Source organism: Nocardia sp. NPDC059236, from assembly GCF_042754085.1.
GTDB lineage: Bacteria > Actinomycetota > Actinomycetes > Mycobacteriales > Mycobacteriaceae > Nocardia.
In genome coordinates this window covers 69,929-86,673 of sequence record NZ_JBHZAF010000030.1, presented here as the reverse complement: position 1 = coordinate 86,673, position 16,745 = coordinate 69,929, and the positions used below count along the sequence as shown (strand labels likewise).

Genomic DNA, 16,745 nt, shown 5'->3' with positions numbered 1-16,745 from the left:
ACTCGGTGGTGTCGTCGCCCGGTGGCGGTACGGAGGACGACACCGGGCAGGGCGGCATCATGCAGCTCCCGCAGGAGAACGTGAGCGCCGGGTCGACCTCGGAGTGGCATCCGTACTTCGCGACGGAGGACTGCGACGCGACGTGCACCCGGGCCACCGGCGCCGGGGCGAAGGTGCTGATCCCGCCGACGGACGCGCCCGGTGTGGGGCGGCTCGCGATGCTCCGGGATCCGGCGGGCGCACCCTTCGCGTTGATCAAGGGAGATCCGAACATGGGGTGACGAGCGGCAGGCGGGGATTGACCCTCACACCGTGTGAGGTCCTAAACCTGGAGGGGTCATGTTCAGTATCGGAGACTTCGCCAGGTTCGGATCGGTGTCGGTGCGAATGCTGCGCCACTACGACGAGATCGGACTGCTGCCGCCGTCCGAGGTGGATCCGTGCAGCGGCTATCGGTTCTATTCGGCCGAACAGCTCGCACGGCTCAACCGGATCGTCGCGTTGAAGGAACTCGGCTTCACCCTGAACCAGGTGGCCGAGCTCCTCGACGGGCAGCTGTCCGCGGAGCGGTTGCACGGCATGCTGCAACTGCGTCGCGCGCAGCTGGCCAATCAGGTGGCCGCGGACACCGCACGGCTCGCGAGCGTCGAGGCAAGGCTCCTGCGCATCCAGAAGGAGGGCGTCATGCCCGAGCAGGAAATCATCGTGAAACCGCTGTCCGCCACGCTCGTCGCCGAAATGAGCGAGGTCGCGGCCGAATCCGGGGAGGCCGCGGTCGGGCCCATCATCGAGCGGATCTACGCCCGGCTCGGGAAACTGATCCCGGAGGCCGGGCTCACCATCACCGGCGCGCCCGTCGTGTATTACGAAGAGCTCGAAGAAGGTCTGCGGGTGCACGTCGCGCACCAGGTCTCGGGGACCGCCGCGCCGGGCAGCAGCCTCGACCTGCACCTGCTGCCGGAGATTCCGCAGGCCGCGACCCTGGTGCATCGCGGGAAGCTGGCCGAACTGTGCGTGTCCTTCGAGGCCATGGGGCGCTGGGCCGACGAGAACCGTTACGCCCCCAACGCTCCCATCCGCGAGGTCTACCTCAACGCGCCCGAGGACCCGACCTCGGACGGGTGGGTCGTGGAACTGCAAATGCCGGTCGCCCCTGCCGTGTGAACGGCTCGGGCCCGACCGGCATCCACCCGGCGGAACTCGCACTCCCCGAAAACACTGCGGCGCACAGCTGTTGCTGTGCGCCGCAGGGGAAGCCGGTGGCTAGTCCGGTCCGTTGCCCTGGCCCGCGGACGGCGGCGGGATCCGCACCACGCGGTCGTCGTACTGGTTGGGATTGCCGTCGGGCTTGTTCACGGTGCCGACCCAGATATTGCCGTCGCCGCCCAGCGTCGCGCCGTCGAGGCGGCCGTACTTGTCCTGGGCCAGCAGCGAAGGCGCCGCGGTGACGGCGTGGGTGTTCTTGTCGGCCGTGGCGAGAGCCAGGGCCCGCTGGTTGGTCAGCGAGATCGCGACACCGTCCGAGGCGGCGGCACAGCCCGCCACGCCCGGGTGATCGGGCCAGGTCCAGGCCTTCACCGCGACACCGTCGGGGCCGACCCGCTGCAACCGATCCTCGGTGGCGGTGCGGTCGGTGATCCAGATGGAATCCTTGCCGTCCGAGCACACCCCGCCCGCCACACCGATACCGGTCACCACCACATCGGCGGAGGCGCCGGGTGCGGGGGAGTTGATGCTGAGCAGCTTGCCGGCCATCGAGTTGGTGTCGGCCGCCAGCGACGGGTTGCCGGCGTCACCGGTGAGCACCAGCATGCGGTTCTGCGAGGAGAAATCGATGGACCCGCGATTGCCGTTGACCCCCTTCGGAATTCCGGTCAGGATCGGCTTGGGCGCGCCGCCGTCGGTGGAGATGCGCACCACCCGGTTGTCGCCCCCGGTGGTCACGTACGCGTAGATCAGCCCGTCCTCGGTGAAGGTGGGCGACAGCGCCAGGCCGGTGAGACCGCCGTCCCCGGCCGGATCCACATCCAGCCGGGCGATCTCGACGGGCGCGGGCGGTTCACCCTCGTCGGTGGCGACCACCTTCAGGATGCGCCCCGTGGTGCGTTCGGCCACCAGCGCGCTCCCGCCGTCCGGCAGCGCGACCAGGCCGGCGGTGGTGTCCAGGCACGAGACCACCACCGCCAGATCGGGATCCACGCACGGCAGATCGGGGCGCTTGGCATTGGTCGGCGGCACCTTCGGCGTCGTGGTGCTGGGCTCGGCGTCCTGCCAGGTCGGCTCCGTGGTGAACGGGCTCGAGGCACGATCATCGAAGCGGGCGCAGCCGGACAGCAGCACGGCGCCGAGCGTCACGCCCAGCACAACTCTCCGCGCACCCACCCCGGCACGGCCAGCGGCAACCAAACTCATGGTTGAGACGTTACGGAAAACCTGCCGTTCACGCTCGGACGGGGTGTCCCTTCCTTCGCCGTGGCGCGAATCGGACGGTGGACACGCCCGTGTTCTGCTGTGTGCCGAGCGGTTCTGGCTAATAGTGTGGCCCGCGTGACAGACAAGCCGAACGAGCCGTCCGCCGTGGCGGGCGACCTGCCGCCCGCTGCTCCGCGACCGGCCGGTGAACCGGTCCGGAGCCCCTTCGATTCGCCGACCGAACAGTTCGCCACCCCGTCCGGCGTCCAGACCACCGAGAAGCTGCCCCGCACCGACGAGGAACTAGGTCTCGACCCCGAGGTCCCGCTCTACAACCAGGTCAAGAGCGCCATTCCCGGTGCGGCCGACGGCACCACCACCGAGTCGTCCCCGACCTACTCCTTCGCCAGCATCCCGCCGGCACCGCCCAGCCCCGCCGACAGCAACGGCCGCGTCCGCCGCCGCGACGACCGCCGCGGCACGCTGGACCTCGGGCTGCTGTTGCTGCGCTTGGTCATCGGCGGCACCTTCGTCTACCACGGCCTGCAGAAGGCCGCGGGCTGGTTCCACGGCCCCGGCTACGACGGCATCAGAACCGCCATGGAGAACGGCGGCTGGAAGCACGTGGACCTCGCCGCCCCACTCCTTATCGCCGGCGAACTCGGCGGCGGCATCATGGTCGCCCTCGGCGTGGCGACCCCCCTGGCCGCCGGCGCCCTGCTCGCCATCATCCTCGACGCCTGGATGTGGAAGCAGTCCATGGTCCCCGGCTTCCAATACTCCGCCAAGGGCAACTCGGTAGAACTCGAATCCGTCCTGGTAGCCCTGGCCACCGTCCTCATCCTCACCGGCCCCGGCCGCCTCTCCTTCGACCGCAACCGAGCCTGGGCCGCCAGACCCCTCTGGGGCTCCCTCGCCGCCATCGCCGCCGCCATAGCCGCCGCCATCCTCGCCTACACCTACCTCCACGGCGGTAACCCCCTGGCCGGCATCACCTTCAGCTGACCCCGACACCCCCCGAACTACCAAGCAGCCGTACCGATCCCAACAGATCGATACGGCCGCTTCTTCGTACGTGCGGGCTGACACCCGCAAGTCTTCCCACGGGGTGTAGGACTAGCGCCCGCAAGCCCCCCACGGGGTGTAGGGCTAGCGCCCGCAAGTCTTCCCAGGGGGTGTGGGGGCTTGCCCCCCACAAATTCTTCTCTGGGGGTGTGGGGGCTTGCCCCCGCAATCCTCTCCCCGGGGGGTGTGGGGGGCTTGCCCCCCACCACCTTTCACCACTGACGCGTGGTCCAGGATTCCCATTCCTGGAAGGTCTCCTGATGGAGCTGGAGGACCCGGCCGGACTTGCTGTCGATCTCCTGGTGCAGCATCGCCCGGTGCTGGTTGATCCGGACCTGCTCGTCCGGCGTCGCCATGAACTCGGCGTGGTCGAGTTCCCGCACCTCGGCGGCCAGCTCCTCGGCCTCGGCGAGCAGCGCCTTCGCTTCGGCATTCCGGGCGTCCGACCGCTGGAGCATGGCCGTGTACTCGGCAAGCATGGAGTCGGCCTTGCCGATGTATTCGATTGTCATTCCCTTGCTTTCTTGATTACGGCACGCGCCGGACGGCACCCTTGTCGGCGGAGGTGGCGAGCGCGGCGTAGGCACGCAGCGCGGTTGTCACCGGGCGCTCGCGGTTCACGGGCTGCCAAGGCCGTTCGGACGCTTCCATTTTCACGCGGCGGTCTGCGAGAACGTCTTCGGGGACCAGCAATTCGAGCGCGCGGGTGTGCACGTCGATGCGGATGCGGTCACCGTTCTCGATGAGGCCGATGGACCCGCCGCTGGCCGCCTCCGGGGAGATGTGGCCGATGGACAGGCCCGAGGTGCCGCCGGAGAAGCGGCCGTCGGTGATGAGCGCGCAGACCTTGCCCAGGCCGACGCCCTTCAGGAACGAGGTGGGGTGCAGCATCTCCTGCATGCCCGGGCCGCCGGAGGGGCCCTCGTAGCGGACCACGACCACGTCGCCCGGCTTGATCTCCTTGCCCAGGATCTTCGAGACCGCCTCCTCCTGGGATTCGACCACCACGGCCGGGCCCTCGAAGGTGAACAGGTCCTCGTCGATACCGGCGGTCTTCAGGATCGCGCCGTCCGGGGCGATATTGCCGCGCAGCACGCACAGCCCGCCCTCGACGGTGTAGGCGTGCTCCTGGTCGCGGATGCAGCCGCCCTCGGCGTCGGTGTCGAGCGAGGACCAGCGGTTCTCGGTGGAGAACGGCACGGTGGTGCGCACCCCGCCGGGCGCGGCGTGGAACAGCTCGACGGCTTCCTCGGAAGCCTTGCCGGAGCGGATGTCCCAGGTGTCGAGCCACTCGTCGAAGGACGCGGTGTGCACCGTGGTCACGTCGGTCTCGAGCAGGTCGGCGCGGCGCAGCTCGCCGAGGATGGCCGGGATGCCACCGGCGCGGTGCACGTCCTCCATGTGGTAGTCGGAGTTCGGCGACACCTTGGACAGGCAGGGCACGCGACGCGAGATCTCGTCGATGGTCTGCAGATCGAACTCGATCTCACCCTCCTGCGCGGCGGCGAGGGTGTGCAGCACGGTGTTGGTGGAACCGCCCATGGCCACATCGAGCGCCATGGCATTGCGGAAGGCCTTGGCATTGGCCACGTTCCGCGGCAGCACCGAGGCGTCGTCGTCGCGGTACCAGCGGGTGGCGATATCGACGATGACCCGCCCGGCCTTCTCGAACAGCGCCCGGCGCGCGGCGTGGGTGGCCAGCGTGGAGCCGTTGCCCGGCAGCGCCAGGCCCAGCGCCTCGGTGAGGCAGTTCATGGAGTTGGCGGTGAACATGCCCGAGCAGGAGCCGCAGGTCGGGCAGGCGGAGCGCTCGACCTCGGTGAGCCCGTCCTCGGTGACGTTCGGCGAGGCGCTGGCGGAGATGGCGGTGATCAGGTCGGTCGGGGCCTGGGCCACGCCGCCGACGACCACGGCCTTACCGGCCTCCATCGGGCCGCCGGAGACGAACACCGCCGGGATGTTGAGCCGCATGGCGGCGTTCAGCATGCCGGGAGTGATCTTGTCGCAGTTGGAGATACACACGAGCGCGTCCGCGGTGTGCGCGTTGGCCATGTATTCCACGGAGTCCGCGATGATCTCGCGCGAGGGCAGCGAGTACAGCATGCCGCCGTGACCCATCGCGATGCCGTCGTCCACGGCAATGGTGTGGAACTCGCGCGGCACACCGCCGGCCGCCCGGACCGCCTCGGCCACGATCTCGCCGACGTCCTTCAGGTGCACGTGGCCGGGGACGAACTGGGTGTAGGAGTTCGCGATGGCGACGATCGGCTTCCCGAAGTCGGAGTCGGTGAGACCGGTCGCGCGCCAGAGGGCGCGTGCGCCCGCGGCATTGCGGCCGGCGGTGGTGGTGCGTGAGCGAAGCGGTGGCATTGGTCAGGTCCTCGGGTCGTGTCGCAGTGGGCTGTTGAGCGACTGTCCAGAAATACGTCTCGCGACGTTCTCCGGCGGGCCTCAACGTTACTCCCGCGCCATGACCTCGATCACCGCCGGTAAGAACTCTGCACCCCCGAAACGCTTACGACTTGCCGGAATCGGCCTCGCGCTCGGTGGATTCGGCCGTCGGCTCGGTGGTTTCGGCCTCGCGCTCCGTGGTTTCGGACACAGCGTCGGTGGTTTCGGACACGGACTCGGTGGATTCGGCCGCAGTGTCGCCGGCTTCGTCCTCATCCTCCTCGGGTTCCACGAACGGATCCGGGATGCGCCCGCCCGAGGCGGCGACGAGATCCGCGAGCCGGTTGTACCCCACCGCGGGCAGCGTCACATCGGAGTCGTCGGCCAGATGCAGCTGCAGGTACCCCCGCTTGGGGATGCGCAGCCCGCGCACGTCGGCCCAGTCGATGTGCCGCCCGCCGAACAGGGTGCGCGTGTCGACGCCATTGCCCGAGACGGTCGTTCGGGTCCGCTCGATCCACACCACCACGGCGGCCGGGATGGCGAACAGGATCCACAGCACCTGCGGCCACCCGAAGAACGCGAACGCCACGCAGAACAGCAGGATGAACACCCCGAGGTGAGCGAGCCGGGGGACGCGGATCACGCGACCCGCATCCGATTCGGACTCGGGCGTGTGGGACGATCGAGCAGGTGGCACGGACTGATGCTGTGAGGACACACCCACATCCTTGCATCACGGTGAACGGACCCGATCAACCGCACTGTCTCACATAATGAGACCCAATAGGTCAGCTGTTTGACTGGACGACCCACGCGCGCATACCGTCGAGCGCGTGAATCGAACCGAGTTGCTCGTAATCGGCCGGCGCGTCCAGCGCTGAGCCGACGACTGTAGGTCATTTACGTCAGCTCGCAGCTGCGACGCGCCACCCTCGAACAGCCACTGGCTGTCGGGGGCTTTTTTGTGTTCAGGCAAGTCCCATGGACTCGAACGACAAGCAGTAAGGAACCAAGACGGTGAGCGCACCTACCGCCCGGCCCGGGCCCTCGGCCCGCAGGCCCGCGCCTTCGGCCACTCAGCCGACCGCGGCTCCGGCCGCAACTCCGAACCGCCGCCAGGTCCCGCCCGAGCGGGTCACCGGCGCGCAGTCGGTCGTCCGTTCCCTCGAGGAGCTCGGCGTCGACACGGTATTCGGCATTCCGGGCGGTGCGATTCTTCCCGTCTACGACCCGCTGTTCGATTCCACCAAGGTCCGCCACGTGCTGGTCCGCCACGAGCAGGGCGCGGGTCACGCCGCGACCGGCTATGCGCAGGCGACCGGCAAGGTGGGTGTGTGCATGGCCACGTCCGGTCCGGGCGCGACCAACCTGGTCACCCCGATCGCGGACGCGCAGATGGACTCGGTGCCGCTGGTGGCCATCACCGGTCAGGTCGGCCGCTCGCTGATCGGCACCGACGCCTTCCAGGAAGCCGACATCTCCGGCATCACCATGGCGTGCACCAAGCACAACTTCCTGGTCACCGACCCGATCGACATCCCGCGGATGATCGCCGAGGCGTTCCACCTGGCCTCCACCGGCCGCCCGGGCGCCGTGCTGGTCGACATCCCGAAGGATGTGCTGCAGGCGCAGACCACCTTCTCCTGGCCGCCGGAGATGAAGCTGCCCGGCTACCGTCCGGTCACCAAGCCGCACGGCAAGCAGGTGCGCGAGGCCGCCCGGATGATCATGGATGCCAAGGCTCCGGTGCTGTACGTCGGCGGCGGTGTCATCAAGGCCGACGCCAGCGAGGAACTGCTGGAACTGGCCGAGCTGACCGGCATTCCGGTGGTCACCACCCTGATGGCGCGCGGTGCGTTCCCCGACACCCACACCCTGAACATGGGCATGCCGGGCATGCACGGCACCGTGGGAGCCGTTGCGGCACTGCAGCGTTCGGACCTGCTGATCACCCTGGGCGCGCGTTTCGACGACCGCGTCACCGGCCAGCTGGACTCGTTCGCGACGAACGCCAAGGTGATCCACGCCGACATCGACCCGGCCGAGATCGGCAAGAACCGCCATGCGGACGTGCCGATCGTGGGCGATTGCCGCGAGGTCATCGCCGAGCTGATCGAGACCCTCAAGGCCGATCCGGCCGCCGCGGGCAAGGCTCCGCTGCTGGATCTGACCGAGTGGTGGCACTACCTGAGCGGTGTTCGCGAGAGCTACCCGCTGGGCTGGAAGACCCCGTCCGACGGTTCGCTGTCGCCGGAGTTCGTGATCGAGAAGCTGGGCCAGATGGCCGGTCCCGACGCCATCTACTGTGCCGGTGTCGGCCAGCACCAGATGTGGGCCGCGCAGTTCATCAAGTACGAGAAGCCGCGCACCTGGCTGAACTCCGGTGGTCTGGGCACCATGGGCTACGCCGTGCCGGCCGCCATGGGCGCCAAGATGGGCATGCCGGACCGCGAGGTCTGGGCCATCGACGGTGACGGCTGCTTCCAGATGACCAATCAGGAGCTGGCCACCTGTGCCGTCGAGGGCGTGCCGATCAAGGTCGCGCTGATCAACAACGGCAACCTGGGCATGGTCCGGCAGTGGCAGACCCTGTTCTACGAGAAGCGCTACTCCAACACCGACCTGGGCACCCACACCCTGCGCATCCCCGACTTCGTGAAGCTGGCGGAAGCGCTGGGCTGCCACGGCATTCGCGTGGAGAAGGAAGAGGACGTGGAGGCCGCGATCCGCGAGGCGCAGTCGATCAACGACCGGCCCGTGGTGATCGACTTCATCGTCGGCAAGGACGCGCAGGTGTGGCCGATGGTCGCCGCCGGCACCTCCAACGACGAGATCATGGCCGCGCGCGGCATCCGCCCGCTGTTCGACGACGACGAGTCGGCGTCCGAGCCCGCCGTGATCCACGAGGCGATGTCACACGAGAAGGCTTCGCTGGCCGCTCACGAGCGTGCCTCCCAGAAGGGGACCGAGGAATGACGACCACCCACACCCTGTCCGTGCTGGTGGAGGACAAGCCGGGCGTGCTGGCCCGCGTGGCCAGCCTGTTCTCCCGGCGTGGCTTCAATATCCAGTCGCTCGCGGTGGGCGGCACCGAGATCCCGGAGATCTCGCGCATGACCATCGTCGTCACGGTCGAGGATCTGCCGCTGGAGCAGGTCACCAAGCAGCTGAACAAGCTGGTCAACGTCATCAAGATCGTCGAGCAGGACACGGACAGCTCCGTGGCCCGCGAACTGATCCTGGTGAAGGTGCGCGCCGACGCCAGCGTGCGCACCCAGGTGATCGAGGCCGTGAACCTGTTCCGCGCGAAGGTGATCGACGTGTCGCCCGACGCGCTGACCATCGAGGCCACCGGCACCCGCTCCAAGCTCGACGCGCTGCTGCGCATGATGGAGCCCTACGGGATCCGTGAGATCGTGCAGTCCGGAGTCGTCGCGGTGGGTCGTGGACCCAAGTCGATCACCGCGACTCGCTAGTAACCGGCCGCCGCGGCGGCCATCCGCCCGCCATCCCGGCATGCTTTCGGCCGGGATCCACCACGCTTAATCACAGAATCCAAGAAGGAGCACCCAAAGTGGCAGTCGAGATGTTCTACGACGACGATGCCGATCTGTCGATCATCCAGGGCAAGAAGGTCGCGGTCATCGGCTACGGCAGCCAGGGCCACGCCCACTCGCTGAGTCTGCGCGACTCCGGCGTCGACGTGCGCATCGGCCTCAAGGAGGGCTCGAAGTCCCGTGCCAAGGCCGAAGAGGCCGGCCTGACCGTCGGCACCCCGGCCGAGGTCGCCGAGTGGGCCGACGTGATCATGGTCCTCGCGCCCGACACCGCGCAGGCCTCGATCTTCACCAACGACATCGAGCCGCACCTGAAGGACGGCGACGCGCTGTTCTTCGGCCACGGCCTCAACATCCACTTCGGTCTGATCAAGGCTCCGGCCAACGTCACCGTCGGCATGGTCGCCCCAAAGGGCCCGGGCCACCTGGTGCGTCGTCAGTTCGTCGACGGCAAGGGCGTTCCGGCCCTGATCGCCATCGACCAGGACCCGACCGGCACCGGCCAGGCGCTGGCGCTGTCCTACGCCAAGGGCATCGGCGGTACCCGCGCCGGCGTCATCAAGACCACCTTCAAGGAAGAGACCGAGACCGACCTCTTCGGTGAGCAGGCCGTGCTCTGCGGTGGCACCGAGGAACTGGTCAAGACCGGTTTCGAGGTCATGGTCGAGGCCGGCTACGCGCCGGAGATGGCCTACTTCGAGGTCCTGCACGAGCTCAAGCTGATCGTCGACCTGATGTACGAGGGCGGCATCGCCCGCATGAACTACTCGGTCTCCGACACCGCCGAGTTCGGTGGCTACCTGTCGGGCCCGCGCGTCATCGACGCCGGCACCAAGGAGCGCATGAAGGCGATCCTGACCGACATCCAGGACGGCACCTTCGTCAAGCGCCTGGTCGCCAACGTCGAGGGCGGCAACAAGGAGCTCGAGGGTCTGCGCAAGGCCAACGCCGAGCACCCGATCGAGGTCACCGGCGCCAAGCTCCGCGGCCTGATGAGCTGGGTCGACCGCCCGATCACCGAAACCGCCTAAGGGTTTCGCGACTGCGACCCGCCGGACCCAGTGTCCGGCGGGTCGTTTCATGTCACCAGGTCGTTGGCGTACTGCGGACTACGATGGCGATGTCCATGTCCGCGATATTCATTGGCTTGATCTGAGAGGTGCCGGTGACCGTATCGCCCGCAGATGAGAGCCGCTATCTGACGGCCGAGGAGTTTCTCGCCGCCGAACCGGATGCGTTCGGCGAGACCGCCGGTGATATCGAGATCGTGGACGGTCGGCTGGTCAGACTGATGTCCCAGAGCGCCGCGCGCAGCCGAGTGGTGCGTCGACTGGCATCGATGATCGAAGCCGCGCGCCACCCGTCAGGACCGTGCCTCGTGGTGGATTCCGATGTCGCGGTTCGACTTCCGGACTCCGAAGATCAGCGTGCCGACCGTCGGCTGAATGTCCGATACCCCGACATCATGGTTCGTGACTGCGAGCCATACGACGTCAACACCGTGCGAGACCACATTCAGCTCGTGATCGAAGTGGCCTCGAAGGAAACCGTCGATACGGATATCGGTATCAAACGGGTCCTCTACGCACGCGCGAGAATTCCTGTCTACCTCATCGTGCATTTCGACAAGAGCTGGGAGATCATCGACCGCATCGAGGAATACCGTCTGGACTGGTCTGGTCTGAGGTACGAACCGCATCACGTCCATCGAACCGGCTTGGTTCTCGACTCCCCGGTTACACTCGCCGTCACGTTCGAGAGCCTGCAAGCGCCGTAACAGCCGAGGTTCCGGGATCTCAGCCGCGGAGGCCCGCCAGGATTTCTCCTGGCGGGCCTTCGCTGTTCGCGCGTGAGGGGGGATCGCGCGAGGTGTGGTCGTGTCTCGGGTTTACCAGCTGCCGAAGCTGTCCGGCAGCGCGTTGCGCCACCACCAGCCATCGTTGTCGTGACGCCAGTCCCGGTTCCAGCCGTCGCGGTCGTGGTCCCAGTCATCACGGTCGTGGCGGTGGCGCCAATCGTCGCGATCCCACCAGCCGTCCTGGTGGTGGGGCCACGCCACATCGCTGGGCGCGTTGTCCAGCGGAACGTCCGCGGAGGCCGGAATGGTCACTGCTGCAAGGGGAACCAAGGCGATCGCACCGGCGACAGCCACGCGGGCTGCGATCCGGTGTAGAGATGTCGACTTCATGGTCAGCAACTGTGCCCGAATCGTGCCTGTTTGTGAATCCGAATCCCTGTGAATTCAGGGCCGAATGGTCCTCATGTATGACACGGGACCCTGAGCGACCCCGAAACCCAGTGCACGGCAACGGCCCCGCAGGAATTCTCCCGCAGGGCCGTTCGCAACTGCGACTCGATTCGATTCTGTGGGTGTCGAACCGAGTGCTGCAGACTCAGTAGTGCGTGCCGCCGTCGATCCGAATCTCGGTGCCGGTGATGAACGCACCGTCATCCGACGCCAGCATGGCGACCACGCCCGCCACGGTATCCGGCGACGCGAAGCCCTGCCCGATTCCCGGCGCAAGCTTCATGAACAGGCTCAGATCGGCATCCGCCGGCAGCCCCGGGCCACGCCCGGAGGTCATATCACTCGAAATCGATCCCGGCGCAACAGCAACCACGCGCAGACCCTGCTTGGAGTACTCCGCGGCGAGCGCGTGCGTCATGGACATGATGCCGCCCTTGGACGCGGCATACGCGGACATGTACGGGTGCGCGAAGAACGCGGACGTCGAAGTGAAGTTGACGATCACGCCCTTGTCCGAGGCGAGCAGCTGCGGCAGCGCCTCGCGAATCATCAGGAACGTACCGGTCAGGTTGATGGCAATGATCTTGTTGAAATCAGCCAGCGGCATCTCGTGCGTATGCGCCGATCGCAGAATCCCCGCCGCATTGATCAGCGCATCGATCCCACCGAGCGCCTCGACCGCAGCAGCAACACCGGCCTTCACCGACCCCTCATCAGCGATATCCACCACCAGCGTGGTCAGCCGATCCCCATTCCCGTTCTCCGCAGCCTGCTTGGCAGTCTCCGCCAGCCCGGCCTCATTCACGTCCGCCCCGACAACCTGCCCACCCTCCGCCAGGATCCGATGCACGGTAGCCCGCCCAATCCCCGACCCCGCCCCGGTGATCACTACTCGACGGCCGTCAAAACGCTCCATTGCGGTTCTCCTTACGTTGGTTCTCAGCCTCTCCTGTCACGCTACGCCTACATGGCACGTCATGCCATCGTGGCATCCCGTCAACTAGGATTGTCCCAACGAGCCCGCCCAAAGGAGGTGAAAAATGTCCGCCCAACCCGCCCCACCGCGCCCCACCCTCGCTGAACGCCGCAAACAAGAAACCCGCATGGACATAGCCCGAACCGCCGCCCGCCTCTTCGCGGCTCACGGCACCTCCGAGGTCACGGCAGACCAAATAGCCGCCGAATCCGGCGTAGCCCTCCGCACCTTCTACCGCTACTCGCGGACGAAGGAAGAAGCAGTCGAGCCCATGCTCGCAGCGGGAGCCCAACGCTGGCTGGCCGACATCGCCGCAGGCCCCCACCGCCTCCCCAGTCCGCAGGAATTCGAAGCCGCCGCCGTCCGCTCCCTCACCCTCGGCGATAGCCCCGAAGATCTGGAGATCACCCGGGGCCTCCTCCAAGCTATGGAAACCGACCCCGCCCTCCGTGCCATCTGGCACCGCATCAACCTGGAGAGCGAACGAGACCTCAACGCCATCCTCCTGAAACTGGCTGGCCCACAGTCGGATCCATTCCAACTCCGTCTCACCGCTGCGGCCGCCGCCGGCGCAATCCGTGTGGCCCTTGAGCTTTGGGCCGTCGAGAACGGCCCCGCGGAAGGCCAAGGCTCGCCGGCCGATCTGGTCGTTCGGTGCATGCGGCAACTACACGTTGCCGAGTAGTCCTGATCTCTAACGTCCCCGAACCAGACTGGACTGTTTGCCAGCTGCGATTTGTGAAGCTACGTTGGGTCACATGGTTCGCAGTCCGGCATGGACCCGGGACGAGTTGATCCTGGCCTGCGATTTGGTTGTGCAGAATGGCTGGCGCGAGTTGCGTCAGGACGATCGGCGAGTAGCCGAATTGTCAAATCTCTTGCGCTCCCTGCCGATTCACTCAACAAGCATCCGGCCGGACAGCTTTCGCAACGTCAACAGCGTGTCTCGCAAGACAACCGACATCGCCACCAGCCGACCGGGCCACGCCGGCAAACCGACCCGAGGCGGCAAGCTCGACAAGTTCGTCTTGCAAGACTTCGTCGATTCGCCGACCGAGATGCACTCCGCAGCTCGAGCGATTCGGGAAGCAGCTGTCGCGGGCAGATTCGATGAAGCTGTGGCCGCGGAAGCAAATGCGCTCGACGACGACGATTCAGGTCGAGAAGGCAGGCTCATCACGGCACTTCGCACCAGTCGCGAGCGAGATCCGAAACTACGTCGAAAGAAGATCGACGAGTTCCTACGTCACCACAACCGTGTGTTCTGTGAGGTTTGCAAGTTCGACTTCGAAGCGGTCTATGGCGTGCGCGGCAAAGGGTACATCGAATGTCACCACGTAGTACCCCTCCATGTGTCGGGTGAGACCAACACCCGGACTGTCGATCTGATATTGGTGTGCGCGAACTGTCACCGGATGATCCATCAGCCTCCGAGCTGGATCCAGCCGGATGAGCTGCATGCTTTGATCACGGCTCATCGTCCTTGACCGCGGAACCGGCCACAGCCGAACGGGCCAATCTTACTGGCTAGGAAGACATTCTGAATCGAAGTTGCGCCCAGATAACGCGGATCGAAGGTTGTTCGAGGTGAGCGGTCGTGCACCGTCGATTAGCGTGATCTGGGTCCTGAGCTAACTAGCGCGCTCAAATTCTTCAAAACGGATGGCCAAGCGATCCGCGGCCGGGCGTTCTTGGCGTTTTGCTGGGATGAGGAGCGATCGGCCGTGCATCTCTTGAAGGCCATGGCGAAGCATCGGTCCGTCGACCTCTTCCAACAGAGCACGATTGATTCGGATCTCACCGTCGGCGGTTATTCCGAGGAAGTTCTCGTCGTACGCTGCGTGGTGGATCTTGCAGAGGCTCAGCCCGTTATCGACGGTTGGGGTGCCGTTGGGCTTCCCGTCGGCGATGATGTGGGCGGCGTCTAGAAGCTTCGCGTGCCCAAGATGGCAGACGGCGCAGCGACATTCGTAGGCCCGCAGGACTCGTCCTCGGAACTCGGGTTGGTGTAGCCGCTGTTTGGCTACTCGCTCGGCATACTGGCGTTCCAGGGGTCGGAGTTGTAGCGGGTTGTCGATAACACGGAGGCTGTCGTCTAAGGCGATCAGGAACTGTCGGTTCTGCTTATCGTCGGCGACGACGTATACCCGTGGTACGGGGATGAAGACGCCGTCAGCGATCTTCCGTAGTAGGAGGAGTGGCAGCTTCAGCTCAAGGGCGGCACGGAGCTTCCTGTTGTCGCCGTCGACGCTGCCCTCTCGGTAGGCATAGGCGAAGAGGGAACCATGTAGTTCCTGGTCCGTGTATTTGCCCTTGGGGTCGGACAGGATCGACAAGGTGGCCAGCATCTCTTTGGGATTGCGGATGCCGCGGTTGCGGTCGATGAGGCGGTGAGTCGCGCCGTTGAGAGTGAAATCCCACAGTTGTTGGCGGGTAACGACTCCGGTATCTCCGACCAATTCCTCCAGATGTAGGAAGATCTCCTCGCGGAGGATGGCCTCGGCATCCCTCTCCATGAGGAAAGTCTGTCATGGACTGAGGACGAAAAGTTGATCTTCAATGGATGCGTTTCAGTGCGCTGTGTCTGCTGAGCTTGTTGAGATGCTGGCCAGGGCTTGCGGGCCGTGGTGGAGGATCGCGGCGAGAGTTGTTGCGTCCAGGCAGATCTCGAACTCTCGGTGGGTGTCGCCGAGGACGAGGGTGACGCGGTGTTCTTGGGGGTTGGGGACGAATCGGACTGGGCAGTCGGCTGTGGTGATTACCCAGGCTCCGATGGTGAGTTGGTCGAACATGGTGGGCTCCTCGCTGTTGGGGTGGGTTATGTAGAAAGTGCATCACTCGAGTGGGTGGGTGGTTACCCTGAACTGGGCAAACCAGTGGCTTCTCGTCGAAAGCCCTGGACCGCTGGCAGTTTGGGCGTCCGCGTCACCCAGTACGGGTGCATGTTGATGAGGAAGCACGTCATGTCGGAGACTGGCTCGACCTTGCCGAGGCGGCAGCTTGGGCGGTATTTGCGGGAGGCGCGGAGCGCGCTGGGGATATCGCAGGATCGGGTGGCGAAGGCTGCGGATGTTAGTACGTCGGTGTTGCAGCGGTTGGAGAGCGGGATACCTACGCGGTTGAAAGTTTGAGATCTGCAGGCGATTTGCGATGTTCTGGAGCTGTCCGGCGATACCGCGGAGGCGATGGTTGGGCTGCTTCGTCAGGCGGCGGAGACCAGCTGGTGGCATGAGTACGGAAGCGTGATACCGGCGAACTTCGATGTATATGTGGGGCTCGAGACCGCGGCTCGGAAGTTGACGACCTACCAGCCGGCACTCGTTCCTGGGCTGCTGCAGATCCCGGAGTACGCTCGCGCGCTCATTCGAGCTGTGAAGCCTGAAGAGACGGCCGCGGACCATGAGCGTCGAGTCGAGTTGCGGACGCGGCGGCAGGCAACCGTATCTCGGAGGTATCAGCCTCTGTCGCTCGACGTTGTCCTCCACGAGGCGGCGCTGCGGTGCAATGTGGGCGGTCCAATGGTGATGGCCGCTCAGCTGAGGCATCTCGCCGAGATCGGCAAATTGCCGAACGTCTCGGTTCGAGTGCTGTCGTTCAAGGCGGGAGCCCCGGTCGGTGATCCCGTGGGGCAGTTCGCGATTCTCGAGTTCGACGAAGATGCCGGAGGCGAACGCGTATGGCCTCCCGTGGTGTATCTGGAGACCTTCATCGGGTGTATGTATCTGGAGAAGGACGCCGATGTGCGGCGGTACTATCGGGTTCTCGATAGCCTTCAGCGGGCAGCGCTGGACGAGGCGGTCAGTCGTAACCTGCTGCGGCAGGTGGCAAAGGAGTTTTCACCGTGACTGACGACCTATCCGCAGCCGAATGGTTCAAGAGCAGCTACAGCGGTGACAAGGCTGACTGTGTCGAGACGGCATATCTGCGAGACGGTTCGGTTGGGGTTCGCGATTCGAAGAACGCTAGCGGTCCCGCGCTGATCTTCACCTCGGAGCAGTGGGATGCGTTTGTCGCAGGTGTCGTGCGCGGAAAGCTGACTTCGAAGCAGGCTTAGGCCGACTTCCACGATTTGGCGCGCCGGGCGGGTTAGCGT

General features: G+C 65.9%; 20 protein-coding genes. 12 read left to right on the top strand and 8 right to left on the bottom strand.

All coding sequences use genetic code 11. The annotated features are described in order from the left end of the window. Together ACFXIV_RS43670 and ACFXIV_RS43665 are read left to right on the top strand one after the other, a co-directional pair. The coding region (locus ACFXIV_RS43670; protein ID WP_379421451.1) for a VOC family protein at positions 1-281 on the top strand (281 nt) is incomplete at its 5' end. 58 nt (positions 282-339) lie between these two features. Further along, positions 340-1,164, top strand: a complete 825-nt coding sequence (locus tag ACFXIV_RS43665; protein ID WP_379402432.1) for a MerR family transcriptional regulator — start codon at positions 340-342, stop codon at positions 1,162-1,164. Between the two features lie 99 nt (positions 1,165-1,263). Here ACFXIV_RS43665 and ACFXIV_RS43660 read toward each other — a convergent pair whose 3' ends face one another. Continuing rightward, entirely contained in the window at positions 1,264-2,412 is a 1,149-nt protein-coding gene (locus tag ACFXIV_RS43660; protein ID WP_379402433.1) for a PQQ-dependent sugar dehydrogenase, read from the bottom strand. 135 nt (positions 2,413-2,547) lie between these two features. Between ACFXIV_RS43660 and ACFXIV_RS43655 the strand changes: the two genes are divergently transcribed. Beyond that, the gene (locus tag ACFXIV_RS43655; RefSeq protein ID WP_379402434.1) at positions 2,548-3,417 is read left to right on the top strand and encodes a DoxX family protein; all 870 of its coding nucleotides are present in this window, start codon (positions 2,548-2,550) and stop codon (positions 3,415-3,417) included. A 272-nt stretch (positions 3,418-3,689) separates the two neighbouring features. On the opposite strand, the gene ACFXIV_RS43650 is transcribed toward ACFXIV_RS43655, so the two are convergent. The 3 genes from ACFXIV_RS43650 to ACFXIV_RS43640 all read right to left on the bottom strand — a co-directional run bounded on the left by ACFXIV_RS43650 (position 3,690) and on the right by ACFXIV_RS43640 (position 6,514). Continuing rightward, the gene (locus tag ACFXIV_RS43650; RefSeq protein ID WP_379402832.1) at positions 3,690-3,989 is read right to left on the bottom strand and encodes a hypothetical protein; all 300 of its coding nucleotides are present in this window, start codon (positions 3,987-3,989) and stop codon (positions 3,690-3,692) included. 16 nt (positions 3,990-4,005) lie between these two features. Further along, complete coding sequence (gene ilvD / locus ACFXIV_RS43645; protein ID WP_379402831.1) at positions 4,006-5,847, bottom strand: dihydroxy-acid dehydratase; 1,842 nt, start codon at positions 5,845-5,847, stop codon at positions 4,006-4,008. Positions 5,848-5,992: 145 nt separating this feature from the next. Beyond that, complete coding sequence (locus ACFXIV_RS43640) at positions 5,993-6,514, bottom strand: PH domain-containing protein (protein WP_379421450.1); 522 nt, start codon at positions 6,512-6,514, stop codon at positions 5,993-5,995. Positions 6,515-6,888: 374 nt separating this feature from the next. Here ACFXIV_RS43640 and ACFXIV_RS43635 point away from each other — a divergent pair, with 374 nt between their 5' ends. The 4 genes from ACFXIV_RS43635 (at position 6,889) to ACFXIV_RS43620 (ending at position 11,205) form a co-directional block, all read left to right on the top strand. Then, positions 6,889-8,847 (top strand): acetolactate synthase large subunit, encoded by a 1,959-nt coding sequence (locus ACFXIV_RS43635; protein WP_379402829.1) that lies wholly within the window; start codon positions 6,889-6,891, stop codon positions 8,845-8,847. After that, entirely contained in the window at positions 8,844-9,347 is a 504-nt protein-coding gene (ilvN, locus tag ACFXIV_RS43630; RefSeq protein ID WP_040860049.1) for an acetolactate synthase small subunit, read from the top strand. Before ACFXIV_RS43635 ends, ilvN begins: the two co-directional genes overlap by 4 nt. Before the next feature lie 110 nt (positions 9,348-9,457). Further along, complete coding sequence (ilvC, locus tag ACFXIV_RS43625; protein ID WP_379402835.1) at positions 9,458-10,459, top strand: ketol-acid reductoisomerase; 1,002 nt, start codon at positions 9,458-9,460, stop codon at positions 10,457-10,459. Positions 10,460-10,593: 134 nt separating this feature from the next. Beyond that, positions 10,594-11,205 (top strand): Uma2 family endonuclease, encoded by a 612-nt coding sequence (locus ACFXIV_RS43620; protein ID WP_379402828.1) that lies wholly within the window; start codon positions 10,594-10,596, stop codon positions 11,203-11,205. A gap of 111 nt (positions 11,206-11,316) precedes the next feature. Here ACFXIV_RS43620 and ACFXIV_RS43615 read toward each other — a convergent pair whose 3' ends face one another. Together ACFXIV_RS43615 and ACFXIV_RS43610 are read right to left on the bottom strand one after the other, a co-directional pair. Continuing rightward, positions 11,317-11,616, bottom strand: a complete 300-nt coding sequence (locus ACFXIV_RS43615) for a hypothetical protein (RefSeq protein ID WP_379402827.1) — start codon at positions 11,614-11,616, stop codon at positions 11,317-11,319. Positions 11,617-11,821: 205 nt separating this feature from the next. Next, positions 11,822-12,592 carry an SDR family NAD(P)-dependent oxidoreductase gene (locus ACFXIV_RS43610; RefSeq protein ID WP_379402826.1) on the bottom strand — a complete coding sequence of 257 codons (771 nt, stop codon included), beginning with the start codon at positions 12,590-12,592 and terminating at the stop codon, positions 11,822-11,824. Between the two features lie 124 nt (positions 12,593-12,716). Here ACFXIV_RS43610 and ACFXIV_RS43605 point away from each other — a divergent pair, with 124 nt between their 5' ends. After that, positions 12,717-13,337 carry a TetR/AcrR family transcriptional regulator gene (locus ACFXIV_RS43605; RefSeq protein ID WP_379402825.1) on the top strand — a complete coding sequence of 207 codons (621 nt, stop codon included), beginning with the start codon at positions 12,717-12,719 and terminating at the stop codon, positions 13,335-13,337. A gap of 73 nt (positions 13,338-13,410) precedes the next feature. Continuing rightward, complete coding sequence (locus ACFXIV_RS43600) at positions 13,411-14,139, top strand: HNH endonuclease (protein ID WP_379402824.1); 729 nt, start codon at positions 13,411-13,413, stop codon at positions 14,137-14,139. Positions 14,140-14,283: 144 nt separating this feature from the next. On the opposite strand, the gene ACFXIV_RS43595 is transcribed toward ACFXIV_RS43600, so the two are convergent. Together ACFXIV_RS43595 and ACFXIV_RS43590 are read right to left on the bottom strand one after the other, a co-directional pair. Beyond that, entirely contained in the window at positions 14,284-15,168 is an 885-nt protein-coding gene (locus ACFXIV_RS43595) for an HNH endonuclease (protein WP_379402823.1), read from the bottom strand. 54 nt (positions 15,169-15,222) lie between these two features. Then, complete coding sequence (locus tag ACFXIV_RS43590; RefSeq protein ID WP_379402836.1) at positions 15,223-15,444, bottom strand: hypothetical protein; 222 nt, start codon at positions 15,442-15,444, stop codon at positions 15,223-15,225. A 150-nt stretch (positions 15,445-15,594) separates the two neighbouring features. Between ACFXIV_RS43590 and ACFXIV_RS43585 the strand changes: the two genes are divergently transcribed. From ACFXIV_RS43585 to ACFXIV_RS43575, 3 genes are read left to right on the top strand one after another with little or no spacing between them, the layout of a single operon-like run. Next, on the top strand, positions 15,595-15,783 hold the full coding sequence (locus ACFXIV_RS43585; protein WP_379402834.1) for a helix-turn-helix domain-containing protein: 189 nt from the start codon (positions 15,595-15,597) through the stop codon (positions 15,781-15,783). 54 nt (positions 15,784-15,837) lie between these two features. After that, the gene (locus tag ACFXIV_RS43580) at positions 15,838-16,497 is read left to right on the top strand and encodes a DUF5753 domain-containing protein (RefSeq protein ID WP_379402822.1); all 660 of its coding nucleotides are present in this window, start codon (positions 15,838-15,840) and stop codon (positions 16,495-16,497) included. Next, entirely contained in the window at positions 16,494-16,706 is a 213-nt protein-coding gene (locus ACFXIV_RS43575) for a DUF397 domain-containing protein (RefSeq protein ID WP_379402821.1), read from the top strand. Before ACFXIV_RS43580 ends, ACFXIV_RS43575 begins: the two co-directional genes overlap by 4 nt. The last annotated feature ends 39 nt before the right edge of the window (positions 16,707-16,745 follow it).